22 protein-coding genes are annotated in these 24928 nt (G+C 56.9%); 12 read left to right on the plus strand and 10 right to left on the minus strand.

Annotation, left to right across the window (positions count from 1 at the left end):
- Positions 1-257 precede the first annotated feature (257 nt).
- The 6 genes from ABD890_RS12635 to ABD890_RS12660 are packed head-to-tail and all read right to left on the minus strand — an operon-like array spanning position 258 to position 6563.
- Positions 258-2756, minus strand: a complete 2499-nt coding sequence (locus ABD890_RS12635; RefSeq protein ID WP_345089655.1) for a tetratricopeptide repeat protein — start codon at positions 2754-2756, stop codon at positions 258-260.
- A 14-nt stretch (positions 2757-2770) separates the two neighbouring features.
- Complete coding sequence (locus ABD890_RS12640; protein ID WP_345089658.1) at positions 2771-3214, minus strand: ExbD/TolR family protein; 444 nt, start codon at positions 3212-3214, stop codon at positions 2771-2773.
- Entirely contained in the window at positions 3214-3642 is a 429-nt protein-coding gene (locus tag ABD890_RS12645) for an ExbD/TolR family protein (RefSeq protein ID WP_345089661.1), read from the minus strand. Before ABD890_RS12645 ends, ABD890_RS12640 begins: the two co-directional genes overlap by 1 nt.
- 6 nt (positions 3643-3648) lie before the next feature.
- Positions 3649-4476 (minus strand): MotA/TolQ/ExbB proton channel family protein, encoded by an 828-nt coding sequence (locus tag ABD890_RS12650; protein WP_345089664.1) that lies wholly within the window; start codon positions 4474-4476, stop codon positions 3649-3651.
- 9 nt (positions 4477-4485) lie between these two features.
- A complete protein-coding gene (locus ABD890_RS12655; RefSeq protein ID WP_345089667.1) occupies positions 4486-5529 on the minus strand; it encodes a tetratricopeptide repeat protein in 1044 nt (347 codons plus the stop codon).
- 26 nt (positions 5530-5555) lie between these two features.
- Positions 5556-6563: a vWA domain-containing protein gene (locus ABD890_RS12660; RefSeq protein ID WP_345089670.1), complete on the minus strand. Its 1008-nt coding sequence runs from the start codon at positions 6561-6563 to the stop codon at positions 5556-5558.
- Between the two features lie 541 nt (positions 6564-7104).
- On the opposite strand from ABD890_RS12660, the gene ABD890_RS12665 reads away from it, so the two are divergent.
- Both ABD890_RS12665 and ABD890_RS12670 read left to right on the plus strand, forming a co-directional pair.
- Entirely contained in the window at positions 7105-8919 is a 1815-nt protein-coding gene (locus ABD890_RS12665; RefSeq protein WP_345089673.1) for an alpha-amylase family glycosyl hydrolase, read from the plus strand.
- A 263-nt stretch (positions 8920-9182) separates the two neighbouring features.
- The gene (locus ABD890_RS12670; RefSeq protein ID WP_345089676.1) at positions 9183-10043 is read left to right on the plus strand and encodes a PRC-barrel domain-containing protein; all 861 of its coding nucleotides are present in this window, start codon (positions 9183-9185) and stop codon (positions 10041-10043) included.
- Between the two features lie 110 nt (positions 10044-10153).
- On the opposite strand, the gene ABD890_RS12675 is transcribed toward ABD890_RS12670, so the two are convergent.
- Both ABD890_RS12675 and ABD890_RS12680 read right to left on the minus strand, forming a co-directional pair.
- Positions 10154-10600 carry a hypothetical protein gene (locus ABD890_RS12675; protein WP_345089679.1) on the minus strand — a complete coding sequence of 149 codons (447 nt, stop codon included), beginning with the start codon at positions 10598-10600 and terminating at the stop codon, positions 10154-10156.
- Positions 10601-10649: 49 nt separating this feature from the next.
- Complete coding sequence (locus ABD890_RS12680; protein ID WP_345089682.1) at positions 10650-11552, minus strand: DUF1559 domain-containing protein; 903 nt, start codon at positions 11550-11552, stop codon at positions 10650-10652.
- Between the two features lie 593 nt (positions 11553-12145).
- Here ABD890_RS12680 and ABD890_RS12685 point away from each other — a divergent pair.
- Both ABD890_RS12685 and ABD890_RS12690 read left to right on the plus strand, forming a co-directional pair.
- The gene (locus ABD890_RS12685; RefSeq protein WP_345089685.1) at positions 12146-13126 is read left to right on the plus strand and encodes an NAD-dependent epimerase/dehydratase family protein; all 981 of its coding nucleotides are present in this window, start codon (positions 12146-12148) and stop codon (positions 13124-13126) included.
- A 15-nt stretch (positions 13127-13141) separates the two neighbouring features.
- Entirely contained in the window at positions 13142-14452 is a 1311-nt protein-coding gene (locus tag ABD890_RS12690) for a serine hydrolase domain-containing protein (protein WP_345089688.1), read from the plus strand.
- Here ABD890_RS12690 and ABD890_RS12695 read toward each other — a convergent pair.
- Entirely contained in the window at positions 14449-15495 is a 1047-nt protein-coding gene (locus tag ABD890_RS12695) for a transaldolase family protein (RefSeq protein ID WP_345089691.1), read from the minus strand. The two genes, ABD890_RS12690 and ABD890_RS12695, sit on opposite strands and share 4 nt — an antisense overlap.
- 412 nt (positions 15496-15907) lie before the next feature.
- Here ABD890_RS12695 and ABD890_RS12700 point away from each other — a divergent pair, with 412 nt between their 5' ends.
- From ABD890_RS12700 to ABD890_RS12735, 8 genes are all read left to right on the plus strand, one after another.
- Positions 15908-19234, plus strand: a complete 3327-nt coding sequence (locus ABD890_RS12700) for an efflux RND transporter permease subunit (protein WP_345089694.1) — start codon at positions 15908-15910, stop codon at positions 19232-19234.
- Between the two features lie 118 nt (positions 19235-19352).
- Positions 19353-19931, plus strand: a complete 579-nt coding sequence (gene def, locus ABD890_RS12705; protein WP_345089697.1) for a peptide deformylase — start codon at positions 19353-19355, stop codon at positions 19929-19931.
- Positions 19932-19964: 33 nt separating this feature from the next.
- Positions 19965-20951, plus strand: coding sequence for a methionyl-tRNA formyltransferase (gene fmt, locus ABD890_RS12710; RefSeq protein ID WP_345089700.1), 987 nt, complete (start codon positions 19965-19967; stop codon positions 20949-20951).
- Between the two features lie 161 nt (positions 20952-21112).
- Positions 21113-21349 (plus strand): hypothetical protein, encoded by a 237-nt coding sequence (locus ABD890_RS12715; RefSeq protein ID WP_345089703.1) that lies wholly within the window; start codon positions 21113-21115, stop codon positions 21347-21349.
- Positions 21350-21421: 72 nt separating this feature from the next.
- On the plus strand, positions 21422-22852 hold the full coding sequence (gene miaB / locus ABD890_RS12720) for a tRNA (N6-isopentenyl adenosine(37)-C2)-methylthiotransferase MiaB (RefSeq protein ID WP_345089706.1): 1431 nt from the start codon (positions 21422-21424) through the stop codon (positions 22850-22852).
- Positions 22853-22967: 115 nt separating this feature from the next.
- A complete protein-coding gene (locus ABD890_RS12725) occupies positions 22968-23543 on the plus strand; it encodes an NADPH-dependent FMN reductase (RefSeq protein ID WP_345089708.1) in 576 nt (191 codons plus the stop codon).
- Between the two features lie 104 nt (positions 23544-23647).
- Positions 23648-24013 carry a hypothetical protein gene (locus ABD890_RS12730; protein WP_345089710.1) on the plus strand — a complete coding sequence of 122 codons (366 nt, stop codon included), beginning with the start codon at positions 23648-23650 and terminating at the stop codon, positions 24011-24013.
- 44 nt (positions 24014-24057) lie between these two features.
- Positions 24058-24432, plus strand: a complete 375-nt coding sequence (locus ABD890_RS12735; RefSeq protein WP_345089712.1) for a hypothetical protein — start codon at positions 24058-24060, stop codon at positions 24430-24432.
- A gap of 109 nt (positions 24433-24541) precedes the next feature.
- On the opposite strand, the gene ABD890_RS12740 is transcribed toward ABD890_RS12735, so the two are convergent.
- Positions 24542-24688 (minus strand): hypothetical protein, encoded by a 147-nt coding sequence (locus ABD890_RS12740; protein WP_345089714.1) that lies wholly within the window; start codon positions 24686-24688, stop codon positions 24542-24544.
- Positions 24689-24928: the final 240 nt, after the last annotated feature.

Raw genomic sequence — 24928 nt, forward strand, 5'->3', positions numbered from 1 at the left:
CTCGAATCTTTTGGCACACCGAGTGAATTACTAGGCTCTCAACGAAGCCCACCCCAGGAAAATTTTTCGTAAGAGACCAGACCCATGCTCGAGTTTGAAACCGCTTTGATCTTCTTCGGTGCCTTGACCGCGATCGTCCTCGGCCTGCATGTTTGCCGCCCGATCAAGGCCACCAACCCTTTTGGTGCCTAATGCCTCGAGCTGGGAACATTCGCCCGGCAGAAGGCCAGAGGCTTTATGAAACGAATGGAGCCGTATTAAGGATTCGAGATTTGTTGCATCAATTGCACGAAACGAGATTTCATTTCGGGACCGCCCATATCGGGATAAAGTGTTTGCAGGTAGCGAACCACCTGCTTCGCTTCTTCGGGATCCCCGAGCTTCACATGACACCGGGCAATTTCCAGTTTGGCTTCGTACCAGGCTGGCGACTTTGTCCGGCTCTTGCGACTGATCGTTCGCCAATGCGTCAGCGCTTGCTCTTGGAGCGGCTTCGTCGTTCCTCGCGATAACATCCGAGCCAGGCCAAGCTGAACCTCTTCTTCGTTCGGATGATCGGCCACCAGTTGCTGATAGACCTGAATCGCCTCGTCCAGCTTGCCGCTGGCGGCCAAGGCTTCCGCTTCACGAAGGTGAATCACCATCTGCATTGCGGCATCTAGCTGGCCGAGATTGGGCTTCAACATGCCGATCACGGTCAGCTCGATTTCCGCAATCTGGGGTCGAACCATCGGCGAGGCGGTGCCGGACATCTGCCCCAGCGCCTGCAGGACCTCGAACAAGTGTGTCGGGCTGTCGTCGCGGGCCTGCTGCAGTTTGGCCTTCGCTTCGTTAAGGTTGCCCAGGCCGGCCAACGCAATCACCTGTAACGACTCCAACCGACTTCGCCAACCTTCCGGTGCGTTCGGATTGGCTTGCAGGGCAACATCCAGCAGTGCCTTCGCGCTGCCGTATCCTTGGTTGGTGTAATTCAACCACAACTGGGCCGCGCTCTCGGCGGCCAGTCGCATCGTAGGTGTCCACTCGGGACCCTCGGGCGAACTTTGCAGGATGACTTTCTCGAAGTAGTCGATCACCTTCTTCACATCCATAGGAACCAACTGACCATTGCTGGCCGAAGTTTGGAACCATTTCAAGGATGCCTGACGAACGCCTTCGACCGCCGAGGCGAAGTGCGTCGATGTCGGCGGGATCTGCAGATAGGCCTCGGTCGCTTGTCGCCAATGCCCTTGCGAAAACTCGATCTGAGCCAGCCACATGGCGGCCTGAGCGGCTGGCTCTCCTTCGGGCCAATGGCTGAGGTTCTCGCGCAGCAAGGCGATGTACGGTTCGAGCTGCGGGGGATTGGACTGTCGGGCAATTTGCGACTGGTAATAAGCCGCCGTCAGATGCCGGAGCGACGCATCCTTCTGGGCAGGAAATTCCAACGCCGTTTCTCGCAAACGTCGAACGGCATCGGGCAGATCGTTCGCTTTCAATGCGACGGCAGCGGCCGCCAACCTCATCTCATATTCGCCACTTCCCTGGTTCGAGCGACGAGCGGCCGCGGCTCCCAGGTCATAGTTCTTAAGTGCCTCGGCCCACTGCTGCTGCCGAACGTAACCTTCCGCCGTGCGACGAATCAGATCGAGGTTTTCCGTTCCGCCAGTCGAGGCGGTGCCAGTCAGCTGCTGTTCGGCTCGCCGGGCCCAGTACGAGCCATGCAGTTGATCGAGTTGCTTGACGACCGCGGCCGAGCGATTTTGCCATTTCTGAACGTCCGCCGCGTTCTTTGCTTCTTCGGCTTGTTTCCATAACGCCAGAAAAGTCTCGAAGCAGGCGAAGTCGAACTCAGGCGAAATCTGCCCGTCCAGTTCGCGTCCCTGGTTAATGATCTCCGTCGCGGCTTCCAGGTCGTTGCGAGCCAGTGCCACGCGAATCCGCTCGGCGTTGGCGGCCAGGGCAACTTGAGCCGGGGGTTGCTGCTGCAGGAGGAAGGCGGCCCGAGCGTCCGCTTCATCCAACCGGCCCAGCCAACGCAGCGCACGCATCTCGAGCAGGCGGGAAGGCCACAGCACGCCTGTGTCGGGGCGAAGCTTGGTGAGCGGTTCGACCGTTTGAATGGCCTGGCTCATGCCGCTGGTTCGATCGAGCGAATCGAGCGGATACGACAACCCTTGTTCCTCGAATGCCTCGGCCTGGCTCAGTGTCACGCGGCGGGAAAGAGCCAGCAACTGATCTGGCGTGAAAGGCCCTGGCTGGCGAGCGTTGTGCGAGAGTCGCAACATTTCGTCGACCGACTTTTGCAGTTGTTCGTATTGCTGCACAACTTCTGCGGCGAGTGACTGGGCTTCGGCTAGTTTGGCGTCGTCGTTGAAGACTTCCCCTTCCTGCCGCAGCAGTCGAAGGCGAGCCAACATGCTGTTGGCCGACTGCACCTGAATGATGATCAACGCGGCTGAGTCAGGAAACTGCGTCTGAAATTGGGGCAAGACCGAGGCGGCCGCGTTCCACCAGCGATCGCGTTCGTAAGGCGAGCTGCTCATGGCGTGCAGCGTGTAAGCACGTACCAGTTCCGCTCCCATTTCGGCGCGATCGGTTGGTGAGACCGCATCGGAAACAATTCGTTCGGCGGCGTATCGTTCTGCTAGGACAAATAGCTGACGCTGCAATAAACCGTCGATCATCCGACGATCATCGTCCAAACCAGAGTCCGCCCAGGCCACGGAGAAACCAGCCTGGCAGAAGAGCAGCGCGATGGCGAGACGAATGTACACGCAGGTCCCCTTCCCTATTCCAGCTCGACGGCAAACTGAATCTCTTGGAAGTTCAGCAGCCGGCTAACGTCGTACACGTCGATCACTCGGCCGACAGGAACGAGGTCATCAGGATCGATGATCAGCGGAACGTCACTGCGGATCGACGCGAGCGCGGCCAGCACTTCGCGAACCTCGGCGACCGACTGCGAACGATTGTCGTTCACCACGTAGGTGTACTTGCCGCCGTTTTCAGTAATACGGACGACGATCTGATCGAAGTCCTCGACTTCCAGTTCTTTCTCTGCTTCGGTCCCGACTGCTTGTGGCTGCGACACGCTGCTAGGCAAAGCGTACTCGACGATCTGAAAGCTGGCGGTCCACAGGAAGAAGATCAACAGCAGGAACACGACGTCGATCATCGGCGTCATGGCGACCTGGAGCGTCTGGCGATCGCGATAAGGGCTGGGGCGTTTCATCAGGGGGCATCCTCCGGACGAATGACGGAGAAGGCAATGCTCCAGATACCAGCTTCTGTGGCGGCCAGCATCACGGGCTTCACGTTCGCGTAGGGTGTGGCCCGATCGCAGCGGATGCGGACTTCAATCGAGTCGCCCGATCGTTCTCGTTCGGCGGCGAAACGCTCGACCAGTTGTTCAGCCGGAACGCGACGCCCTGCGAGGATCAGCGTGCCGTCCGCTTCAATATTGATCACGACGCGGGCCATCTGATCGTCGACGATCTCGTGCCCGCTTTCGGCCGCCGGTAGAGGCAGCGGCATCTGCGCTTCCTGCTTCGCCAGATGACTGGAAACCAGGAAGAAGATGATCAATAGGAACACGACGTCGATCATCGGCGTCATGTTGAACTCGGCCTCGCCTCGTTTCAGGTTGGTCGGCACACGCATGACGACTTAGCTCCTGGTGGCCTGAGCGGCTCGCTTGCGACGCTTTAGCGGTGTGAAGACCTGCTGGGCCACGTAAGCGGCTTCGGCGACGAGCTCGTCGACCCAGTTGCGGAAGATCGCGAAGGCACCCAGCGAAGGAATCGCCACCAACAGACCACCGACGGTTGTGACCAGAGCCTGATAAATGCCTTCCGCCAGATCGCCGGCGCCGGCAGCGCCTTGCGTCGCGGCGACTTGCTGGAAGGCGAAGATCATACCGGTGACCGTACCAAGCAGCCCGACCATCGGAGCGATGTTGCCAATCACCGAAAGGTATTCGATCTTGCGGAACAAGCGCGCCGATTGTTCGGCGGTGGCATCTTCCAAGGCTTTTTCAACGGCCGACCAGCCGCCATCCAGCTCGGCAATTCCGCTGAGCAGCACGAACGAAAGGAAGCTCGGACGCTCGCGACAAGTCCGCTCGGCGTCTTGTACCTTGCCAGCCAATAGCAGATCGCGAACCGTATCACCCAGCTCGGCTGGCATGATCTCGGTCTTGCGGATGGTCATCGCATGTTCAAAGACGAGATAAGCCGCCGTCATCGACAACGCCAGCAGGAAGATCAGGATCAAGCCGCCGACGATGCCGCCGCTGAGAATGATCTGCACGATGCCTGTCTTCTGCGGAGGTGCCGCGGCGGCTGCTTCCGGAACTGGATCAGCCGGTCCGGCGTCTTGGGCCGCGGCGACTTGCGGGCCAGCGGCTGGAAACAGCGACGAACCGGAGCCGAGCATTCCGAGAAGCAGCACGATCAGGCATGCGGACCAAATTCCAATTCGAGTCAGATTCGCCAAGGTCGTCTCCTAGTTGCTTCCTGCACCAGCTAGTCGTTTGATAAAGATGTCTGCTTCCTGCCGAGCTGGCTGGTCGCCATATTTTTCGAGTACTTCTCGCAACACGCGAATGGCTTCGCCTTTTTGGCCAGCGCGTTCGAGCGATCGTCCCGCTTGCAGCAAGCTCTCAGCGGCAACCGGGCGATGGGTGGGATAAAGGATCGGCGGCCGCATCAAAGCCAGTGCGGCCTGGGTGTCGTTATCGAGTTGACGCCATGCCTTCCCGACCACCAGGTAAGGTCCCGCAAGCGCGGCTTCGCGAAGGACGCCTGCTTCGAGCTGCTTTTCCCATTGCTTCACGTCGGGCGCGGTGGCAGTCACCACTTTGGTTTGCCACAACTGCGCTTCGGCCAGCATGGCAATTTGCGGCGAAGGATTGCGGCGCAGCGTGTTCAAGACGTTCGTTGCCTGCGAACGATCGGACGTGCTTAGCAGCCAACTCGCTCCGAGCAGTTGTGCTTGAGGGACTGTCGATTGCTGGAGCCATTGCCGCGCGACCCGGTCTCGATCGAAGTCCGGCGCAAGGCTGAACCACGAGAGAGGCATCGCTGCGATCCATTGCGTCTGGGGATCTTCCGCCACGATCTGGAGGTAGGTATTCCCGGCTTCGACAATGCGGCCGGCGTTATGCATCGCAATGGCGGTATCGGCGAGGATCTGCCGTCGAACCCATGCCCGTGTTTCGGTCGTGGCGGCTTGCTGTAGTAGGCGAATTGCTTCGTTCGACTGCCCGGCCACCAGCAGCTTCTTCGCTTCCAGATAATCGGGGCGATAGTCGGTCTCGACGAAGTCAATCTTGTCGCTGGCGATCGAAGTCGGACCGGTCGGTGTCTGCAGCGTGAGCTCTTGGCCGGTGTAATCGAGGACGTTGCCGCGCACCTTGGTGGCAGGCGAACCTGGGCTGGTAGGGCGAAGCGTCACGACATCTTCCCCCGCGCAGATCGAAGGACTCAGCTTGGCGAAGCAAGCTAAGGCCAGAATCAAAAGCGTGGGTCGGATCGCACGACGTCGCAACGGAGGTCCTTGTCAGCAAACGTGGTTCAATAGGAAGGCTTGCGGCCGAGCGTCGATATGTCGACATAGACATGGCTGCCGTCGTTGCCTTCGGCCAATTTTACCAGAAAGTTCCGTCGCCCATCGTAGGGGCCATACCCAAATTCAATGGCATGAATCGAGACCCCTCGATTGAGCTTGCGAATCCGTTCCAGGTCGGCCGGAAACAACTGCGGCTGATCAGCGTCGGTCAGAAAGAAGATCACGTCGGGATTCATCTTCAAGGCCAACGCCAACGCGTCGACGTGCGACGTACTGCCGCTGGCGATCACCCCACGTACGAAACGCTCGGCCAGGTTGATCCCTTGTTCATCGGCGAAGACCAGCTGAGGGCGATCCCCGCGCGGGCTGAAGACTTCAGGGTTCTCGTTATAGAAGATGATCGCGAACTGATGCAGCTTATCGAGGTCGTGCAGACTCTTGATTAACTCTTGTTTGGCCGCGGCAAGTGGTTGTCCGTACATACTGGCACTGCGATCGAAGACGTAAACAAACTTCGACCCTTGTCCTTCGGCACCAAAGACTGATGTCTTGCCCTCTTTGCCGAGACCACCTTTGGAGGGCGCGCCCCCCTGCGTCATCCCGCCGGCCGTGGGGAGCCCGGTCGCATCTTGGCCGGTGAGCGCTTCGTCGCCGCGCGGAAGTAGATCTCCCATCGTGCTGGGAGGAAGGTCGAGTGCTGGCATCGCCTGTTCAACTGCTCGCTGTGCTTGCTCCGAGTCGCTGGTTGCCTGGCCATTGGCAGCCTGGCTCGAATCGCCATCGAAGTATTCGGTCGAATTCTCGGAGCGGTTTGCCAAGGTAATGCTCCCCTGACGAGCGGGCTCTTCCCCGATTCCCTTACTAACGGTTTGAACCGTCAGAATCAAAAGCGTTCCGATCGCCGCATGAACCAGTAGCGACATCAACCATGCTGGCATCGTCCGACGCGACTTCACCCACTCCGTTTGTTCGGCGGGCTGGATCGAATCGGGATGGGAATGGGAAGGCGACATACTTCTTTTATGGCGATAGTTGGAAGAACGAGCGATATGAAATTGGTTTGTAGCCAGCCACACCCGTTGCGACAAGCGTGATTTCGGATCAGCCTGACTCGGAATCAGCCAGCCAGCAGGGGGACTCTTAAAACGTATAAGGGAGCGTTCTTCCCCATTTTACCTGCGTCTTGGGGGCCTGACTTCGATTTGGCTTCGAAATTCGAGCGTTCTCGCTGTTTTGGCACAGGCAATGCATTTTAGGGCCGGGCAGTTGTGAAAGAACGTGGGAGCAAAGATTGGCCTACTAAGGATTTTTCCTCCTTCCGCGGTTGTTTTCGCAACTTTTGTAAGTCTGTGAAAAATTCCAGAAAGCAGGCAAGTGGCCCGTGGTCAGTCGGCTTGGAGACCCCCGATTTCGAGTCGGCCTCCACGGCGCCCTTTTTTTCTCTCTGCATGACCTCTTTGCCAGCAGAAATATCGTCGGAACGCCATCGCAACGGTCGCCGTTGCGAGAAGGCAGAGACGTTTCACCTATCAACCACTAACAGGAACAACCACCATGGCAACCGTATCCGGTTCGTCGTCTGCAACATCTCCGGTCCACTTGGGCATGGGACCGATCCCGCATGAGTCTGGCGTCGCATTTCGTCTTTGGGCACCTCACGCGGACCAAGTCAGTATCGTTGGAACCTTCAACGACTGGGATGCGTCGGCGATGCCGATGCAGCAGGAAGAAAATGGAAATTGGTATATCGATGTCGCCGAAGCCAAGGCCGGCGACGAATACCGCTACGTACTGAAGTGTGGCGATCAGGAAGCGAGCCGCATGGATCCTCGCGCGCGCGAAGTGACCAACTCCGTTGGAAACAGCGTAATCCATCGAACCGATTTCGACTGGGGCGACGACAACTATCAGTTGCCCCCTTGGAATGAAGTCGTCCTGTACGAGATGCACCTTGGGACCTTCAACCGGACCGATGAAGACACCGTCGGCACGTTTCGTGACGCGATCCGTCGACTCGATCACCTTGTGAAAATGGGCGTGAACGTCGTCCAGTTGATGCCGCTGTGCGAGTTCGCCGGCAACATCAGTTGGGGGTATAACCCGGCCCAGATCTTCGCGGTGGAAAGCAGCTACGGCGGGCCACGCGGTTTCAAGCACTTCGTGAAAGCCGCCCACGAACGTGGGATCGGCGTGATCCAAGACGTGGTTTACAACCACTTCGGTCCGAGCGATCTCGATATCTGGCAGTTCGATCTGTGGAACGAGAACGAAAAGGGTGGCATCTATTTCTACAACGACTGGCGGAGCAAGACTCCGTGGGGCGACACGCGGCCTGACTATGGTCGTGGCGAAGTCCGTCAGTTCATCTACGACAACGCCATGATGTGGGTGAACGACTACCATGTCGACGGTTTGCGTTACGACATGACGCTTTACATGCGAAGTGTCGACGGGAGCGACGAACTGCCAGAAGGTTGGAGTTTGACGCAGTGGATCAACAAAGATTTGAGCGAACTAAAGCCAGGCATCATGTTGATCGCCGAAGACCTGCAGACCAACAGCTATCTGACCAAGACGGCTGCGGAAGGTGGGGCAAATTTCTCGAGCCAGTGGGACGCCGAGTTCGTCCATCCGGTCCGAGATGTTGCCATGCAGCCGAGTGACGATGGTCGCGATTTGAACAAATTGATTCGCGCAATCACCTTCCGCTATAACCTCGATGCCTTCGAACGCGTGGTCTATACCGAGTCGCACGACGAAGTTGCCAACGGAAAGCAGCGGTTGCCTTCCGAGATTGCTCCGGAAGATCCAACCGATGGCTATGCCCGGCACCGCTCGACGCTAGCAGCGGGCATTATGCTGACCACGCCTGGCGTTCCGATGCTATTCCAGGGACAAGAAATGCTGCAGGATGGCTGGTTTCAAGATACCGAGCCTCTCGATTGGGATCGTAAGCAAGAGTTCCCCGGGGTTGGCTTGTTGTATCGCGATATGATCCATGCCCGCCGCAATCTGGCAGGCGTCACCCGTGGTTTGCAGGGACAGCATGTATCGGTATTCCATCGCAACGATGAAAAGAAGTTGATTGCGTATCAGCGCTGGGCCGACCATGGCAAGGGTGACGATGTGATCGTCGTGGTGAACTTCTCCAGCGAAGCGATCGAAGAGTACGAGATCGGCTTTCCTTGTGGAGGAAACTGGAAGCTGCGACTCAATTCGGCCGCGTCGGTTTATAACGCGACGTTCGTTTCGTCCACGGTGGCAGAACTGACGCCAGAAGAGAAAGCGTACGACGGCATGACCCACGCCGGTACGCTTTCGATCAGTCCTTATAGCCTGCTGATCTATTCGCAGGATCCTGACTGTTAAGCTTTCCCGACTGCCCTGGACTGCTCGCTGACGGATTGGCGAGCAGTCTGTTCGGGAAACGATCAGACCATCTATACCAGACTTCGACGAATATCTTCATGTCGATGGATAAATAGGGCTGCGAGGTGAAGAACTCGCCTCAATCTTCGAAGAAATCACCATCTCGCACTTTTTTTTCTGCAGTCACGGAAAGCCGGTATGGCAGTTGCGATGTTACTCCTGCAACCCTGAACAAAATTCAGTTTCTATTTGGAGATGATGCAATGTTAGTGACTCGTATTTTAGGACTTTTCCTCGTGCTCGGTCTGGTCGCCCCGGTTGTTGCCGATGACGCCAAGACGGAAGAGAACAAGTCTGAAACTTCGACCACCAAGGTCGAGAAGTCTGGTGATCAGCGTATCGCTGCCAGTCGTGTGATCGGCGCGAGCGTTTACGGATCGAACCAAGAAGATACCATCGGTTCGGTCAACGACATCGTGACCACCAAGGACGGTAAAGTGGTTTACTTGGTGATCGGCAGCGGCGGTCTCGCTGGTGTTGGTGAAACCAACCACGGTGTTCCGGCCAAAGCTGTTGACCTGAAGTGGGTCAAAGATGGCGACGAAAAGACTCTGAAAGTAAGCCTGCCAATGACTGCTGAAGACCTGGAAAACGCTCCAGCTCTGTCGCTCGAGCATGCTGCTGACCTGACCGTTGATTCGTTCCAGGAACGAAACAGCAAGTACTTCAAGGCGCAGAACGCCGAAAAGGTGAAAGCCGACAACATGTTCCTGGTCTCGGAAATGATGGACCTGGACGTGAAGGGTAATGGCGGCGAATCGGTTGGTGCGATTGAAGACATCGTGTTCAATCACAAGGAAGTTTGTGAAGCTGCTTACTTCATCATGGGTTCGGGTGGAACGCTCGGGATCGGTGAAAGCTACACCGCAATTCCAGCTAAGAAGCTGAAGGTCACCAAGACCAAGGACGACCAGTACACCGCGATGATCGACGCCGACAAGAAGGTCATCGGTGCTGCTCCGAAGGTTACCTCGGACAAGTACTACGCCGAACTGGAAAACGAAGAAACTCGCTCGAACGTCGACAAGGCTTTCGCTGAAGCCGGTTCGACTGACAAAGAGTAATTAGGCCGATCGTCGCTACTCGAAATGGCGACGCTTGAGTCCACGCAAACCGCGGAAGCGGGAGGACGCACTCTGCCCTTGGAGTGCGTCCTTTTTTTGTTCGAACTTCGCTAGGCTCCCCGGCCGCTGGAAGTTCGCGTCTTAGGCAGCTTCAGATCGCCTGGCACGACGATATCTTGCTTCGATGCAGTTTCAGGAAGCTCGATTTCCATCTCGTAGTCGGGAAACAACATCTGACCCTTGGGGGAAAGATCACCATCCCCATTGCCATCCAGTCCGACCACGCGGGCAATGTGCGGCCCGCCGACATGCCCTCGCTGTGACGAGGAAGAATCGAACCTGCCGTCGATAATCTCAATCGAAACAGCGGCTCCGCTGTTCCCTTTCTGAGCGTCTGGGATCAAGGTAATCGAGCCGCGTGGAATCGGCTTTTCGCCGTAGCTTGCGGTGCCCGAGATCGGATACGTTTGCAGGCCATTGCCGGAACTACATCCGACGGCCATGCCCATCAAGGCGATGCCGAGAAGGGCGAGGTAACGAAAACGTGGGGAGTTCATCGAATCGTTCCTTTCCCAAAGTTGAAGTGCATGAACGAGCTGAGAAGGATTACTGCGAGCTGATCGCTTCGCCTCCTGCCTTGCTGGCTCCTGCGAGGAACGCGTCGAAATTCATGGTCTCGGCCACGAATGCCACCGAGCCGTCGCCACGCGAGAACATCGCGCCGCCTGGGTGCATGCTGCCAAAGGCAACCGTATTCCACTTATCGCTGTTGCCGCTGTTGATCGGGTACTGAACGTTCTTGGTCAACAAGTACAGCGTGCCACGGGTAGCGTCTTCCAGTTTGGCACGCATCCACCAGCGACGGTAAGGCATCTCGCGCCACGAGTTTTCGCCCAGCAAATAGGTGTTCGACAGGCCGTCGGTGACGTCTCGCATCTTCGAGCCCCACTGCCACAAGATCCCTTCGGTGCACTCGCCGCCGAACTCTTCCGACATGTCTTTGCAGACATAGTTGCCGCCAGTGGCTGGATTGGTGCCGACAGGACCGAGGATCCCGAAGTAATGGGCGACGTACGACTGCTCGCCGTTGTACATCTCGTCGGTACGAGGCGAATAGATATCGGTGCCAGGGGCGCTGGGGCACTGGTAGGCATCGATCTTCACCGGGCCGAACTTCATCCGGCTGGCAATGTTGTGCTTGCCCTCGTTGTAGTTGAGTTGGTCGGCGATCGAGCTTTGTTCCAACTGCGGAAGAATCGACGCAGTCCAACCGATCTCGTTGGCCTTCATACCAGGCAGCGGAAATTGACCATGCACATCGTGATAGTTGTGCATTGCCAAGGCGGTTTGCTTGAGGTTGTTCGAGCACTGCATACGGCGCGCGGCCTCGCGTGCCTGTTGAACGGCAGGCAGCAGCAGGGCAATCAAAACTCCAATGATAGCGATCACCACCAGAAGTTCGACGAGGGTGAATCCGCGCTGAGCGCGGACGATATTGGGCTGCGACATTGGTGTTTCTCTTGCAAAAGAAAGGATGAAAAAAGATCGAAAACCGACCAAGTGAGAAAAACCGCGGTTCGTAACTATATCGCGTGACTAGTAAATCAACTAGATCTCAAAACCGTTGAAAATACGCATTGCGGAAGATACTTCGCCCACGCATTAAAACAGTGGAAGTGAAGCTTCCTTAAGGTAGTCCGTTCGGGCTGGTTGATGGTGTATCGAAGGTGGTGGTGGGCTCGATTTGCTCACTTTGACAAACGCAGTCTTGGTGGTTGGTCACGACTGGTCAGATTGCGGGAGAATCGATTCGATTGGTGGTCGCCCGTTGGCATCGGCCCGGGGACCCAGAAGTCCGCGATCGCATCGCTAGCAGAGGATCATCCGGATTCCCATGAAGAGTCACAGCCCCCCAGGTCGAACCAAAAGAATAAGAACGAACCGGAGATTGCTTATCTGGCACGAGATTGGCAGACACGGTCTCGTCGGCTTGTGGCCGTCGTCAGAGGACAAAAGGCCACAAACTATGTCAATTTGGTTTGGCTTGAAACACAATCAAACTAGAACTACACACCGCTGATTGACGTCTGGGGAGAGATACAGTGTTGGCACTCGTAACTGGGGCAACCGGATTAGTCGGGAATAATGTGACCCGCATGCTGCTAGAACAAGGGCACCAGGTTCGAGTGATGGTGCGTGATCCTCGGGCCGATCGTTCGTTGGCAGGTCTCGATGTCGAGATCGTTCCAGGCGATGTACGGGACGAAGAAACGGTGATGACTGCCGCGCGTGGCGTCGACGCGATCATCCATGCGGCGGCGATGGTTCACATCGGTTGGACCAAGGGCAAGGCCATGCGGCAGGTGAACGTCGAGGGCTCGAAAGCGGTTGGCCGAGCCGCGATTAAGAACGGCGTCCGCATGGTCCATGTTTCGTCGGTCGATGCCCTGGGCGTTGGCAAAGAAGACGAGCCTGCCACGGAAGAGTCGCCGCGCGAAGGAAAGATTCCATGTCCTTACGTGCTGACCAAGCGCGAAGCGGAAGATGAGCTGCGGGGAATGATGTCGGAAGGTCTCGACGTTGTCTTCATGAACCCGGCCTTGATGTTCGGGCCATGGGACTGGAAACCATCGTCCGGTCGGATGCTGGTTTCAGTTGTGCAAAAGCAGCCACCAATGGCACCACGTGGTGGTGGCAGTACTTGCGATGTTCGGGACGTGTCAGCGGCAATCATTCAAGGTATGACCAAGGGAAGGAGTGGTGAGAATTACATTCTCGCCGGCGAGAACCTGCGTTACTTTGAGTTATGGAAGCGAATGGCGAAGATCACCGGTCGACGACCTCCGTGGGGACGACTCGGCCCGGTGATTGCGATGCTCGTCGGACTTGGCGGCGATGCGTATTCGCAAATGGATGGTACGGAATCGGAAGTCAACTCGGCCGCCATCAAGATCGCCAGCCAGTTCCATTACTACCTGAGCGACAAGGCGAAAGCGGAATTGGGCTATCAAAACCGTCCGCTCGATCAGACGCTGGAAGATACCTGGCTCTGGTTCCGCAAATTTGGCTATTTGCCTGAGTAAAGGGAAGACTGCCTGATGGTGGATCGACAATCACGACGAACCTGGCTGCTTCAATCGACTTCGGCTGCGGTTGTGGCATTGCTTGGAAGCAAGATCGCTCGGGCAGACGAGGACGCGGAAGCCATCGTTTCGACGGGGCATAGCCTGAAAGATCCTTCCACGTTTGACGCAGTCATGGAAACGTTCTTTCGCGAGAACCAACCGCTGGGTGCTTCGCTGGCGGTCGGCTATCGCGGCAAGCTGGTCTACGCGAAAGGATTCGGCTACGCCGACCAGGCTCGAACGAAGCCAGTCGAACCCGAGTCTTTATTTCGCATCGCCAGTATCAGCAAATCGATCACCGCCACTGCGGTAATGAAGCTGGTCGATCAACAGAAAGTCACGCTCGATCAACCGATCATGCCGTTGCTAAAAACGCCGTACTTGCCGGACGATGTGAGGCAATGGGTGGACCCGCGTCTGGCAACGGTAACCGTGCGGAATTGTCTCCAGCATACCGCTGGCTTCGATACGCCTGCCTCAGGCGATCCATTCGCCATGAGCCATCAGATCAAGGCGAAACTGGGGAAGTCTTTCCCGTTGTCTCCCGAAGACCTGCTGCAGTTCGCGTTCACACGTCCGCTCGACTTCGCTCCGGGCGAGAAGTTTTCGTACTCTAACGTTGGTTATTTGATGCTGGGGCAGATGATCGAGCAGGTCAGCGGACAACCTTATGACCAGTTCGTGAAGCAAGAAGTATTGCAGCCGCTAGGAGTCGAGGGGATGCGTTTGGCGCGAACGCTGCCTGAGGATCGTGCCTCGGGCGAGGTCGAGTATCGCGACGGCCAAGAGCGGACTGGACGCTATGTTCTCGCCGACGAAGGGCCGGCGAAGGTTCCCTTTCCTTACGGCGCCGAGCGTATCGAGAACCTCGCACCGGTAGGCGGTTGGTTGGCATCCGCCAGCGATCTGGTGCAGTTCACGTCGGGTTTGTTCTTCCCGGCTGAAGAGCCGCTTTTGTCTTCGCAGAGCATGGGGGCGATGTTCGCACCGCCGAAGCTCAACGGGAAGCAGTCGCCACCGACAGCGTACTACGGTTGCGGCTGGATGGTGCGACCGGCGAAAGAGAGTCTGCTGCCATGGACTTGCTGGCACAACGGAAGTCTGTCGGGCGTTTCGACGTTGCTCGTTTCCCGCGCGGATGGCGTGACGTGGGCGGTGCTGTTCAATCAAGACACTGCCCCAGATGGTCAGCCATTGGCTTCGAAGATCGATCCGCTGCTGCACGCTCCGGCCTCCACCGTGAAAGGCTGGCCGGAGGGTGATTTGCGGAGTAGCAAGCCCTAGACGGCTGCTTTCTTCGATTCGATCAACTGCAGCAGGTTCTTCTGTGGATCGGCAAACTTGGCGATCCCTTCTTCCATCAGAACCTTTTCCAGATCGGCGTAGTCGACCTTGGCTTCCAGTTCGTCGAGGACGGCCTGGGATGGCATCTTGTCAATTTCTTTCTCGAATGCCTTACCGCTCTCTTGAACCAGTTCGTTCGTCTTGGGCGGGTTGGTTTCGATGCCGTCGCCAGCGAATGCCGCGACGTACTTCCATGGTGGATCGGAAGGAAGCTTGGTACCGGTCGATGCGAAGATCAACTCTTGCTGCAGCTTCAAACCTTTTGACTTCCAGAAGTCGTCGTTGTCTTTCCAGATGTTCTTCGCATTGACGATCCCCAACTGGCCCTGGGCCTCGTCACTCAGATCAGGGATATGCTTTTCGGTGTAAACGTCGACGCGGGAAACGAAGATCGAGTAGACACTCTTAAAACCGTCGAGCGATTCGCGACGCTGAGCACCACGCCAGACCGCTTCACGGGCCGCATGATACTGACGCATCGTGAAGCAAAGTGTCACGTTCAAGGTGATGCCAGCGGCACACAATTCTTCCAACGCATCAATCCCTGCTGGTGTCGCAGGAACTTTGATCATGCGGTTCTTATGGCCGATGCCCCAGTGCTTGCCGAGCTCGATGTATTTAGCGACTCGTTCTTCGTGCGGCATGTTGCGCTCAGGATCTTCCAGCAGCGGATCGAGCTCGAAGCTGACGTAGCCGTCGTTGCCTTCGGTCTTTTCCCATACCGGCAGAAAGACATCTTGCGCGTTCTGCACAAGTCGATTGGTAATCGACCAGGCAATTTCGCCCGATTCTTTTCCTTGCGAGGTCAGTTCTTCGATCCAGCTGTCGAATTTGCCCGATTTGATCAAATCGGAAACGATAACCGGGTTCGAGGTCGCCCCCGAGACACCGAGCTTGTAATTGCTATCGACCAGCTGCGGATCGATCGAATCGAGCCAAACTTTGGTGCCTGCTTGAATGAGTGTCTCGAGTGGCGTCGTCATCGGAGGCCTCCTTGTCGAGGTTAGTGGTGCAAGAACATGTCGAGTCTGCCGTATTCTACCGGAGTCAATGGAGGGATTCTCGATTTTCTGGGGACCGAAGGTTCAGGAATCGTCCTCAATCACCGTCTGGCGTAATTACGTAAAATGGGGTGACTGCGCCTGCCATAGACTCAAGTTGTAGAAAACTGTAGCTTTAAACGCTTAAGCGCGTGAAATTTAGACCGGATTGAACTGATTTTACGCAGGCAGCTTACGGCAGAAGAACTTTTGATGAAGGGGCTGGCAGCAAGGGCCCTAACATCGATGCCGTACCTACCGTCCGATTCGGTGGGATTCGATTCTTGGTACCAGCAACCAACTAACCCCTAATCGAAGCTGTCCCAGGATTCTCAAAGAGCGGATTTTGATGCAGATGCGTCGACCTACATTCTTCGAGCGATACGCCCTCTTCGTTTTAATGGCGATTTTCTTTCTTGTGCCCTTCGCGCTGCGCGGTGCACGACTGTCGCTAGAACGGATGAAGAATGATGTGAAGGACTGGCTGCCCGACGACTTCGCCGAGACGTCGGAGTTGGATTGGTTCCGCGATCATTTTCTGGGCGAACAATTCGTACTGGTCAGTTGGGACGGATGCACGGCCGAAGACCAGCGACTGGAATTGCTAGCGCGTTTGCTGGTTCCACCACCAGCTGTTGAAGGTGAAGAAGCCAAGGAACCGGTCGACCATCGGATGCCTGACTTCATCGGTGACGAACTAGGACTCTATTATCCTGGTGAAGATCACACCAACTGGGCTGGCGAGAACGAGAAGTGGCTGCTGGGGAATCAATCGACCTGGTACTACATTCTCGAAAACGGCGAGATCTATAAGTGGAACGGCCAGAACACTGTCTTGGGTGCGCTGGGCCGCGCGAGCGAACGCTTGTTCACAGGAGGTAACTCGATCGGTGGCGAGTACGTCAAAAAGGTCGATACCTTCTATTACGAAAAACCAAAACGCCTCCAGGCACGCCTCTTCAAGTCGGTAACCACCGGTCCTGATGTGTTGGCCAGTTTGTCGGCCCCTGGCGGTACTCTGCTGCGATCCGACAATCCGTCTCCGCAAGAATTAGAAGAAGCCCGTAAGAAGGCTCTCGAGCGTTTGACCGGAACGTTGTTCGGACCGGACGGCAAGCAAACCTGTTTGATCGTTACGTTGACCGACGCAGGCAAGGTCGACCTTCGCCGCACGATGGGACATGGCGTCCTGGGACGTCCGCGAGGTCAACTCGAAGAACTGGCCGACCAGGCCGGCATTACAACCGAAGAGCTTCGTCTGGGCGGTCCACCGGTCGATAACGTTTCGATCGACGAAGAAGGCGAACGCACGCTGGCCCGCCTGGTGACCTTCGCGGTGATCATTGGGCTGGGACTTTCGTATCTCTGCTTGCGAAGTATCAAGCTGACGATCATGGTCTTCTTCGTCGGTGGTATCAGCGCCGTGGCGAGTTTGTCGCTGGTATGGTGGACGGCCGGAACGTTCATCTGGTGGCTCGATCCCACGACCGACGCGGTGATGATGTCGATGCCGGCGGTGGTGTACGTGCTCGGTCTTTCGGGCGCGATCCATATCGTGAACTACTATCGCGATGTCGTGCAGGAAACTGGAACGCTCCGCAATGCACCGGAACTGACCGTCGCCCATGGTTGGTATCCATGTACAATCGCCGCCGTGACGACCGCGGTTGGTCTCGGTTCGCTCGCGACCAGTAGCATCATGCCGATTCATAAGTTCGGCATCTTCTCGGCACTGGGTGTGTTGGCAACGTTAGTGTTGCTGTTCACCTACCTACCGGCCGCGCTGCAGATGTGGCCGCCAAGTCCTGCTGGCAAGAAGGGGGAGTTCACGCCGAAAGAACCTTCGCCAACCGGACAATGGATTCGCAATATGGGCGACCGTATTGGCGACTTTATCATCGCCAATAACGTGAAGGTCGCTCTCAGTTGTATGGCGATCTTCCTCTTCTTCGCGTTCGGCCTGCAGTATCTGAAGACTTCGGTCCAGTTGCTGAAGATGTTCGACAACGATGCCCGCATCATCAAAGACTATGCGTGGCTGGAAGGTCACCTCGGCAAGCTAGTTCCGATGGAACTGGTCATCCGTGTCGAGCCAGAAATGCTCTATTACGGCGAGACCGATCCCGACAAGGCCTACAACCCAAAGGCCCTGGAAAGCGAAAAGAAGCTCGACTCGAAGTTCCAGTACAAGTTCCTGGAACGAATGGAAATGGCCCAGCGAGTCGCCGGTGTGGTGGAAGAATACCTCGGCCCAGAGGGGTCGAAGTTGGTCGGTCCGCCAATGTCGGCGTTGACCTTCGCTCCAGAGCTTCCCGATGCCGGTAGCAGCACCGCGTCACTATCGGAACGTTATGCCTACAGCACGCAGTTGGAAGCTTCGTTCAACGAGTTCGTGCGGTCCGACTATTTGCGCGTCGACAAGCAGAACGGCGCCGAGTTGTGGCGCGTCAGTTTGCGACTGGGTGCCCTCGAGAACATCGACTACGGAAACTTCGTCAACGAGCTGAAGCGAGTTACGGAGCCGGTCATGGATGCCTATGCGGCCCGCGACCAGATCTTGAAGGCGATTGATAAAGACCGGGATGGCAACGGTTACGTGAATGCCAAGGTTGCGCTGCTGGGCGTGAATTACGAAACCGCCAAGGCTCGTGAAGAAGCGGGTGAGAAAACGGATCACGACCTCTACGACCATATCGATGCCACCAAGGTCTTCGCGGAAACGCTGCGTGACCTGCTGGTGAATGCCCGTATCAAGGTGCTGGATCACGATCCGGGTGCGCACAGCGAAAAGCGTCTGGAGTACATCCTGAACGACAATCGCGGGCACGCAGAATATGCCGTGCTGATCGAACCGAACGCCGCCTACAACATGTCGGCGATTGGCGAGAACGCGAACATCAAGCAGACGTTCGACATGACGCAGCACGAGTACAACGGGCAGCAGATTGCTCGGATGTACAGCGACGAACGCCCGCCGATTTCGATGGTTTACACTGGGGTGGTTCCAGTCGTTTACAAAGCGGCTCGTACGCTGCTGTCGAACCTGATTGAAAGTACCGTCTGGGCGTTTGTTCTGATCGCCCTGGTGATGTCGCTGGTGCTCAAGAGCTTGCGTGCCGGTTTGATCTCGATGTTGCCAAACGTCTTTCCGATCTGCGTGGTCTTCGGCTTTATGTCTTGGACCGGGATGGAAGTCGATATCGGTACGATGATGACCGCCAGCGTGGCGATGGGGGTGGCTGTGGACGATACGGTCCACTTCCTGACCTGGTTCCGCTGGGGGCTCGATGAAGGATATACCCGCGCTCGCGCGATTAAAGAAGCCTACAGCCGCTGTGCCATGGCCATGTTCCAGACAACCATCATCGGTGGTCTTGGTCTGGCAGTCTTCGGCCTGAGCACCTTCACTCCGACGCAGCGGTTTGGTTACCTGATGGTTTCGCTGCTGGCGGTGGCCCTGGTGGGCGACTTGATCTTCCTGCCGGCGTTGCTGGCAGGTCCGCTGGGGCGCGTGTTCCGCCCGGATCACAAGGCTCGCGAAAAGAAGTCGGACGGCGACGATTCGACGTCCGAAGAGGTCAAGGAAGAGCCCCCTGAGTCGTCGGCTCCTGTCGTCTCGGAAGGGGAAGAAGCGGACGAACCGCGTGTCTACCCGGTTCATGGCCGGAGTCGGCCGGCATAGCGTCGGCCTGTCGACCAGCCCCCAATTCTTCCTATAATGGATCGTTTCGCCGCCTCTTTCTCTCGCAAACAGGGAGGCGGCAAGAGCTGTTGGGGCGCTGGCACTTAGGACCGATACGTTGCAGATTATCCACTTCCCTCACCCGACCCTGCGTTACAAGTCGAAGCCTGTCAAAAAGGTCGATGCCGAACTTCGCGCCATGATTGGCGAGATGTTCGATCTGATGTACCAGGCCCGCGGGATCGGCCTGGCCGCTAATCAGGTGGGTATTCCGCTGCGGTTCTTCATCATGAATCTGGCCGGCGAAAAGGGTGAAGGGGAAGAACTGGTCTTCATCAATCCGACCATCGGTCGCACGACCGGCACCGATGAAGCGGAAGAAGGCTGTCTCAGCCTGCCGGGCGTCTATGGCCCAGTGCTTCGCCCGGCCGAGATTCTGTTTAGTGCCTACATGCTCAACGGCCAGAAGTTCGAGCAGAAGGTCGACGGCATGTTCGCTCGCTGCGTCCAACACGAGACCGACCATCTCGATGGCATCATGTTCACCGATCGCATGGACGACGAATCGCTCTACGAGATTCAACCGCAAGTCGATCAGTTCGAGCTGACCTTCGAACGGCTTCGCAGCGAAGGCAAGCTGCCGACTGACGAAGAGATCGTGAAGTTCCAGAACGAACTCGAAGCGAAATACGCCTAGTCTGCCGCACGCAGCGTGTTGGAAGGATCTGTCATGCGAATCGTAATGATGGGAACCGGGCCGTTCGCGGTCCCAACGTTTCAGGCCCTGATCGAGAGCGACCACGATGTGGTCTGTCTGTTCACGCAGCCGGTTCGCACGGTGCATCGCCGCAAGTCGTCGGTCCCAACGCCGATGCGCGACGTCGCCACCGCGCATGGTTTGCCGATCTACGATCCGGAAAGCATCAACACCGACGAGTCGCGCGTGCTGCTCCAGCAGCTTCAGCCGGAATTGCTGGTGGTATGCGACTACGGTCAGATCTTGTCGCGCGAGACCTTGGCGACGTCGAAGTTCGGCGGAATCAATCTGCATGGCTCGATCTTGCCGAAGTATCGCGGCGCCGCACCGGTCAACTGGGCGATCCTCAGCGGCGACCAAGAGACCGGCATCACGGTCATTCACATGACCCCCAAGCTCGATGGTGGCCCTTGCCTGAAGATCGTTCGGACTCCGATCGGCCCCACTGAAACGGCGGTCGATCTCGAACCTCGTTTGGCTCAGCTTGGCGTGGCCGCGGTGGTCGAGTCGATCGAACTGCTGCTGACGCACGACCCGGAAACGCTCGTGGGTGAGCCTCAAGATCCGGCCCTGGTCTCGAAAGCACCGCGACTGAAGAAGTCGGACGCCGACATTAACTGGAGCGACCCGGCCGAGCTGATCTACAACAAGTTCCGCGCTTACCAGCCCTGGCCTGGCTGTTACACCCACTGGGTACGAGAGGGCAAGCCGCCGATGCGACTGCTGCTGTCGAAGGTGAGCCTGGTTCGTGAGCCAGCCGCAGCCGAGTTTCCGCCCGGGACGATCTGCGTGGCGGAAGGAGACCAACTAAGCTTCGCCGCCGAAGGTGGCCAGATTGTCGTCGAGATGATCCAGCCAGCCGGAAAGAAGCCGATGGCCGTGGCCGAGTTCGTACGCGGAAACCATCCGAGCCCCGGCGATCGGTTGATGTCGGAAGGCGATCTTCCCCAATCTTCCTGAGTTGGACCGGCGACAGCACCCCAGGAGGGGGCCGACGATGCGAAAAGGCTTGTTTTCGGCCTGAATTGCCCAGCTTGCCGTGGAAATCCCTCTCGCCCCGAAAGGGGGTCGTTGTTTAAGATACACCGTTGGTTTTCTGCACGGACGCGGGAATATATGCTGTGAGTCGCTGGGACATCGTTCTATTCGCCGGAGCTTGTTACGTCGCCATCATTGGGTTGGTGCGGCTAATGCGGGTACGTCGTATCCGTCTTGAACGGCAATTCCAAGAGGAATTCCGCAAGCAACGCGAGATCGCCCTGAAGCAACAAGAGGAAGACGATCGCGTCGCCCGCGAGCGTGCTCAACAGCAGCAGTTCGAAGAATTCATCAAGCAGAAACAGAAAGAAGTAGCCTAGTCACCGGGCCATCAGTCGGCTCGATCGTTCGACTCGCTACCTTTGAATCTCTCTTAGCCCAAGTTCGTCCGCATGGAAAAACGTCTCTATATTGAAACCGTCGGTTGTCAGATGAACATGCTCGACAGCGAGCTGGTCGTGGCCACGCTGCGAAAGCAAGGCTACGTGCTGACGAACTCTCCTGAAGACGCCGATACGTTGCTGTTCAATACATGCAGCGTCCGCGAACAGGCCGAGAATAAAACCTACAGCCACTTGGGCGTGCTGCGCGATCTTAAGCAGCAGAACCCAGAGAAGATCATTGGCGTGATGGGCTGCATGGCTCAGAACCATCAGCACAAGATCTTCACGCGTGCACCTTACGTCGACCTGATTGTCGGCCCTGGCCAACTACACCAGATCCCTTCGATGATCAACAAGATCGAAGCAGGCGAAGGGAAGCAGATCGAAGTGAGCCTTGGTCGTCGGGATGGTACCCGTGATCAGATCACCCGCAGCCACGAAAGCTTCGATCCGCTGCGTGATCCCGAGATGCGTCCGACGCCGTTTCAGGCTTACGTTCGGATTCAGATCGGCTGCGACAAGTTCTGCACCTATTGCATCGTGCCGAGCGTTCGTGGGCCAGAACAAGGTCGTTCGCCGGAAGACATCATTCGCGAATGTCGTCACCTGGCCGAGCATGGCACGGTCGAGATCACGCTCGTCGGTCAGACGGTCAACAGCTACAAGGCGACAGACGCCAGCGGCAAGCAGTGGCGACTGGCAGACCTGCTGCTGGAACTTCAAGCGATCGAAGGCTTGCAGCGAATTAAGTTCGTGACCAACTATCCGAAGGACATGACTCGCGAACTGTTGGAAGCGGTTCGTGATCTGAGCAAGGTATCGCCGTACCTGCATGTGCCGCTGCAAAGTGGCTCGGACGAAGTCCTCAAGCGGATGAAGCGTGGCTACACCGTGGCCGACTACCGCGACATGATGGGCCGCATTCGCGAGATCGTTCCTGGTTACGCGGTCAGCAGCGACTTCATCGTCGGCTTCTGCGGCGAGACCGATGAAGACTTCCAGAAGACGGTCGAACTGGTCGAAGAGTGTCGCTTCAAGAACAGCTTCATCTTCAAGTACAGCGAACGCGAAGGTACCCGCGGTGCTGAACTGTTCATCGACGACATCCCGTATCACGTCAAGCAGCAGCGTAACAACGACCTGCTGGCGATCCAGAATCGCATCAGCCTGGAAGACAACCAGAAGATGGTTGGCGACACCGTCCACGTGCTGGTCGAAGGCCCGAGCAAGACGGCGATCAAGAAGGCAGACGAGCCAGACAATCCACATGCGATGCAGTTGATCGGCCGCACGCACTGCGATCGAATTGTCGTGTTCGATGGCAATCCACGTCAGATCGGTCAGATCTTGCCGGTCGTCGTTTACGACTGCCATGCCCATACGCTGTTCGGCGAAGTGGTCACGCAGGAATGCGGACCGGAACTGTTTGCTCTCGGCTAAGCCTTTGTTGCGACCTTCTCCCCGCCCTCTGAGCGGGGATGGCTTTCCGCTGTAGTTTTGCCTGATAGGATGAAAGTCTCTTGGGACTTTCCATTCTACTCGGAGCAATTCAGCCATGAGCCAAACGAAGATTCTCGCCTTTGCCGGTAGCGCCCGTCGCGATTCGTATAACAAGAAGCTAGTCGCGATCGCTGCCAAAGGGGCCGAAGAAGCAGGCGCCGAGGTGACGCTTGTCGACCTGGCCGACTTCCCCATGCCAATCTACGACGGCGACCTGGAAGAATCGCAAGGCATTCCCGAGAACGCGCAGGTGCTGAAGGAACTCTTCCTCGCACACCAAGGGCTGTTGATTGCTTGCCCTGAATACAACAGCTCGATTACACCGCTGCTGAAGAATACGATTGACTGGGTGTCGCGCCCTGCTCCGGGGGAGGGCCCTCTGGCGGCCTATCAAGGAAAAGTGTGCTCGATCATGAGCGCCTCGCCGGGCGGTTTAGGAGGGCTTCGCGGATTAGTATCCGTGCGTATGATTCTGGGGAATATCGGAGTTGTCGTGCTGCCAAAGCAGATGGCTATTTCGCAGGCTAATAATGCGTTCGCTGATGATGGTTCGCTCAAGGATGCGAAACAGCAAGAAACTGTGCTAAGTCTCGGAAAAACATTATCCGAGTTCCTCAATAAGATGCGATAATTTTAATAGTGTCGCGCTAATCCACATTGTGGTTTCGCACAATACTATCCCGATTCGCAACCTAGAAGTTTCAAGCCAACATGGGCGCCGATGGAAGGCTGAGAATGTCGAACGAACGCTTCGACATGGTCGAACACGAGGAGTATCTCGAGTACGCCATCTCGGGGGATCCATCGGAACAGGAATGGATGGATTTGCTAGACCTACAGGTCCTGCATATCCAACAGACCGGTAAGACAAAGATCTACGTCGATGCCTCTGGTCTGACGGCTCCTCCAGTGTCCATGGTGCGTTATCGCATGGGGATTCGTACTGGGGAGCAATTCGGGGTTCACGCCCGCGTGGCGGTGCTTAGGCCCACGTGGGAACACGACAACTTTTGGGAAACTGTCGCGACCAATCGCGGAGCGATTGCAAAATCAGGAAACGATCGCGACGAGTTAATCCAATGGTTGCTAGGGGACAACTGAGCAGAGCAAACGGACTTCTCGACTCTCAAGGGCAGGTGAGACTCATGAATGTTTACGAACATAGTTTGATCGAGGAACTAGAGATCCTCGAATTTGTGATGACGGAAGCGGACCAGGATGAAGAAGGCTGGGATGCCATGCTTCAGGCAATGGCCAACGCGACCCGAAAGACGGGCATCCGTCGTATTCTGTTAGACCGTAGCCGTCTCGGCGAAGAGTGTCCACGCCAACCAATGTTTGCCTATCGAACGGCACTGCGGACCGCGGAAGTCTTTGGAGCCTCCGTGCGAATCGCGGCCCAGGCTACCGGCAACGACGACGACAACTTCTGGGAAACGGTCGCCTCAAACCGAGGAGCGATTGTCAAAGTCGGAACGCAGCGCGCTCCGCTGATCGACTGGCTGATGCAAGAAACCTAAGCCAGCACGAACGATCTGGTTCGTTGCCGAAAGAAAACAACCGAACTGGTTGCTTCGGGTGAAGATGGAAATCGAATGGCCGACCTGAATCAGAAGGTCGCCAGGTTGATTACCACTTCGGGATATGCAGTTTGCGATTCATCAGCACGGCCCAGATGGTCATGCCAATCAAGATGATGCCGGCTGCCATCGGCAGTGCCATATCGAGATAAACGGTCATACCGAGCAGCGCAGCGAATACGACGAGATAGGACATAAATCAGCTTCCACAAAAATGACGAGACTTTGTGGAAGCCTTGGTCGAAAATTGCCTGGTGGCAAGCAGTTGTCGGTGGTGTGGCGGCAAGTTGCCGCGGCTGCCTTATGAAAGCCCCGTAAAACCAGGGTAATCGCCATATCCGGCCAGCCGAGATTCTTGGTATCGTCGCTGCCGCCAATGCGCAACAAAAAAGGCTACGCGGGGGAACTCGCATAGCCTTTTGAGAAATCCAAGCTG

Source organism: Bremerella cremea (assembly GCF_039541315.1).
GTDB lineage: Bacteria > Planctomycetota > Planctomycetia > Pirellulales > Pirellulaceae > Bremerella > Bremerella cremea.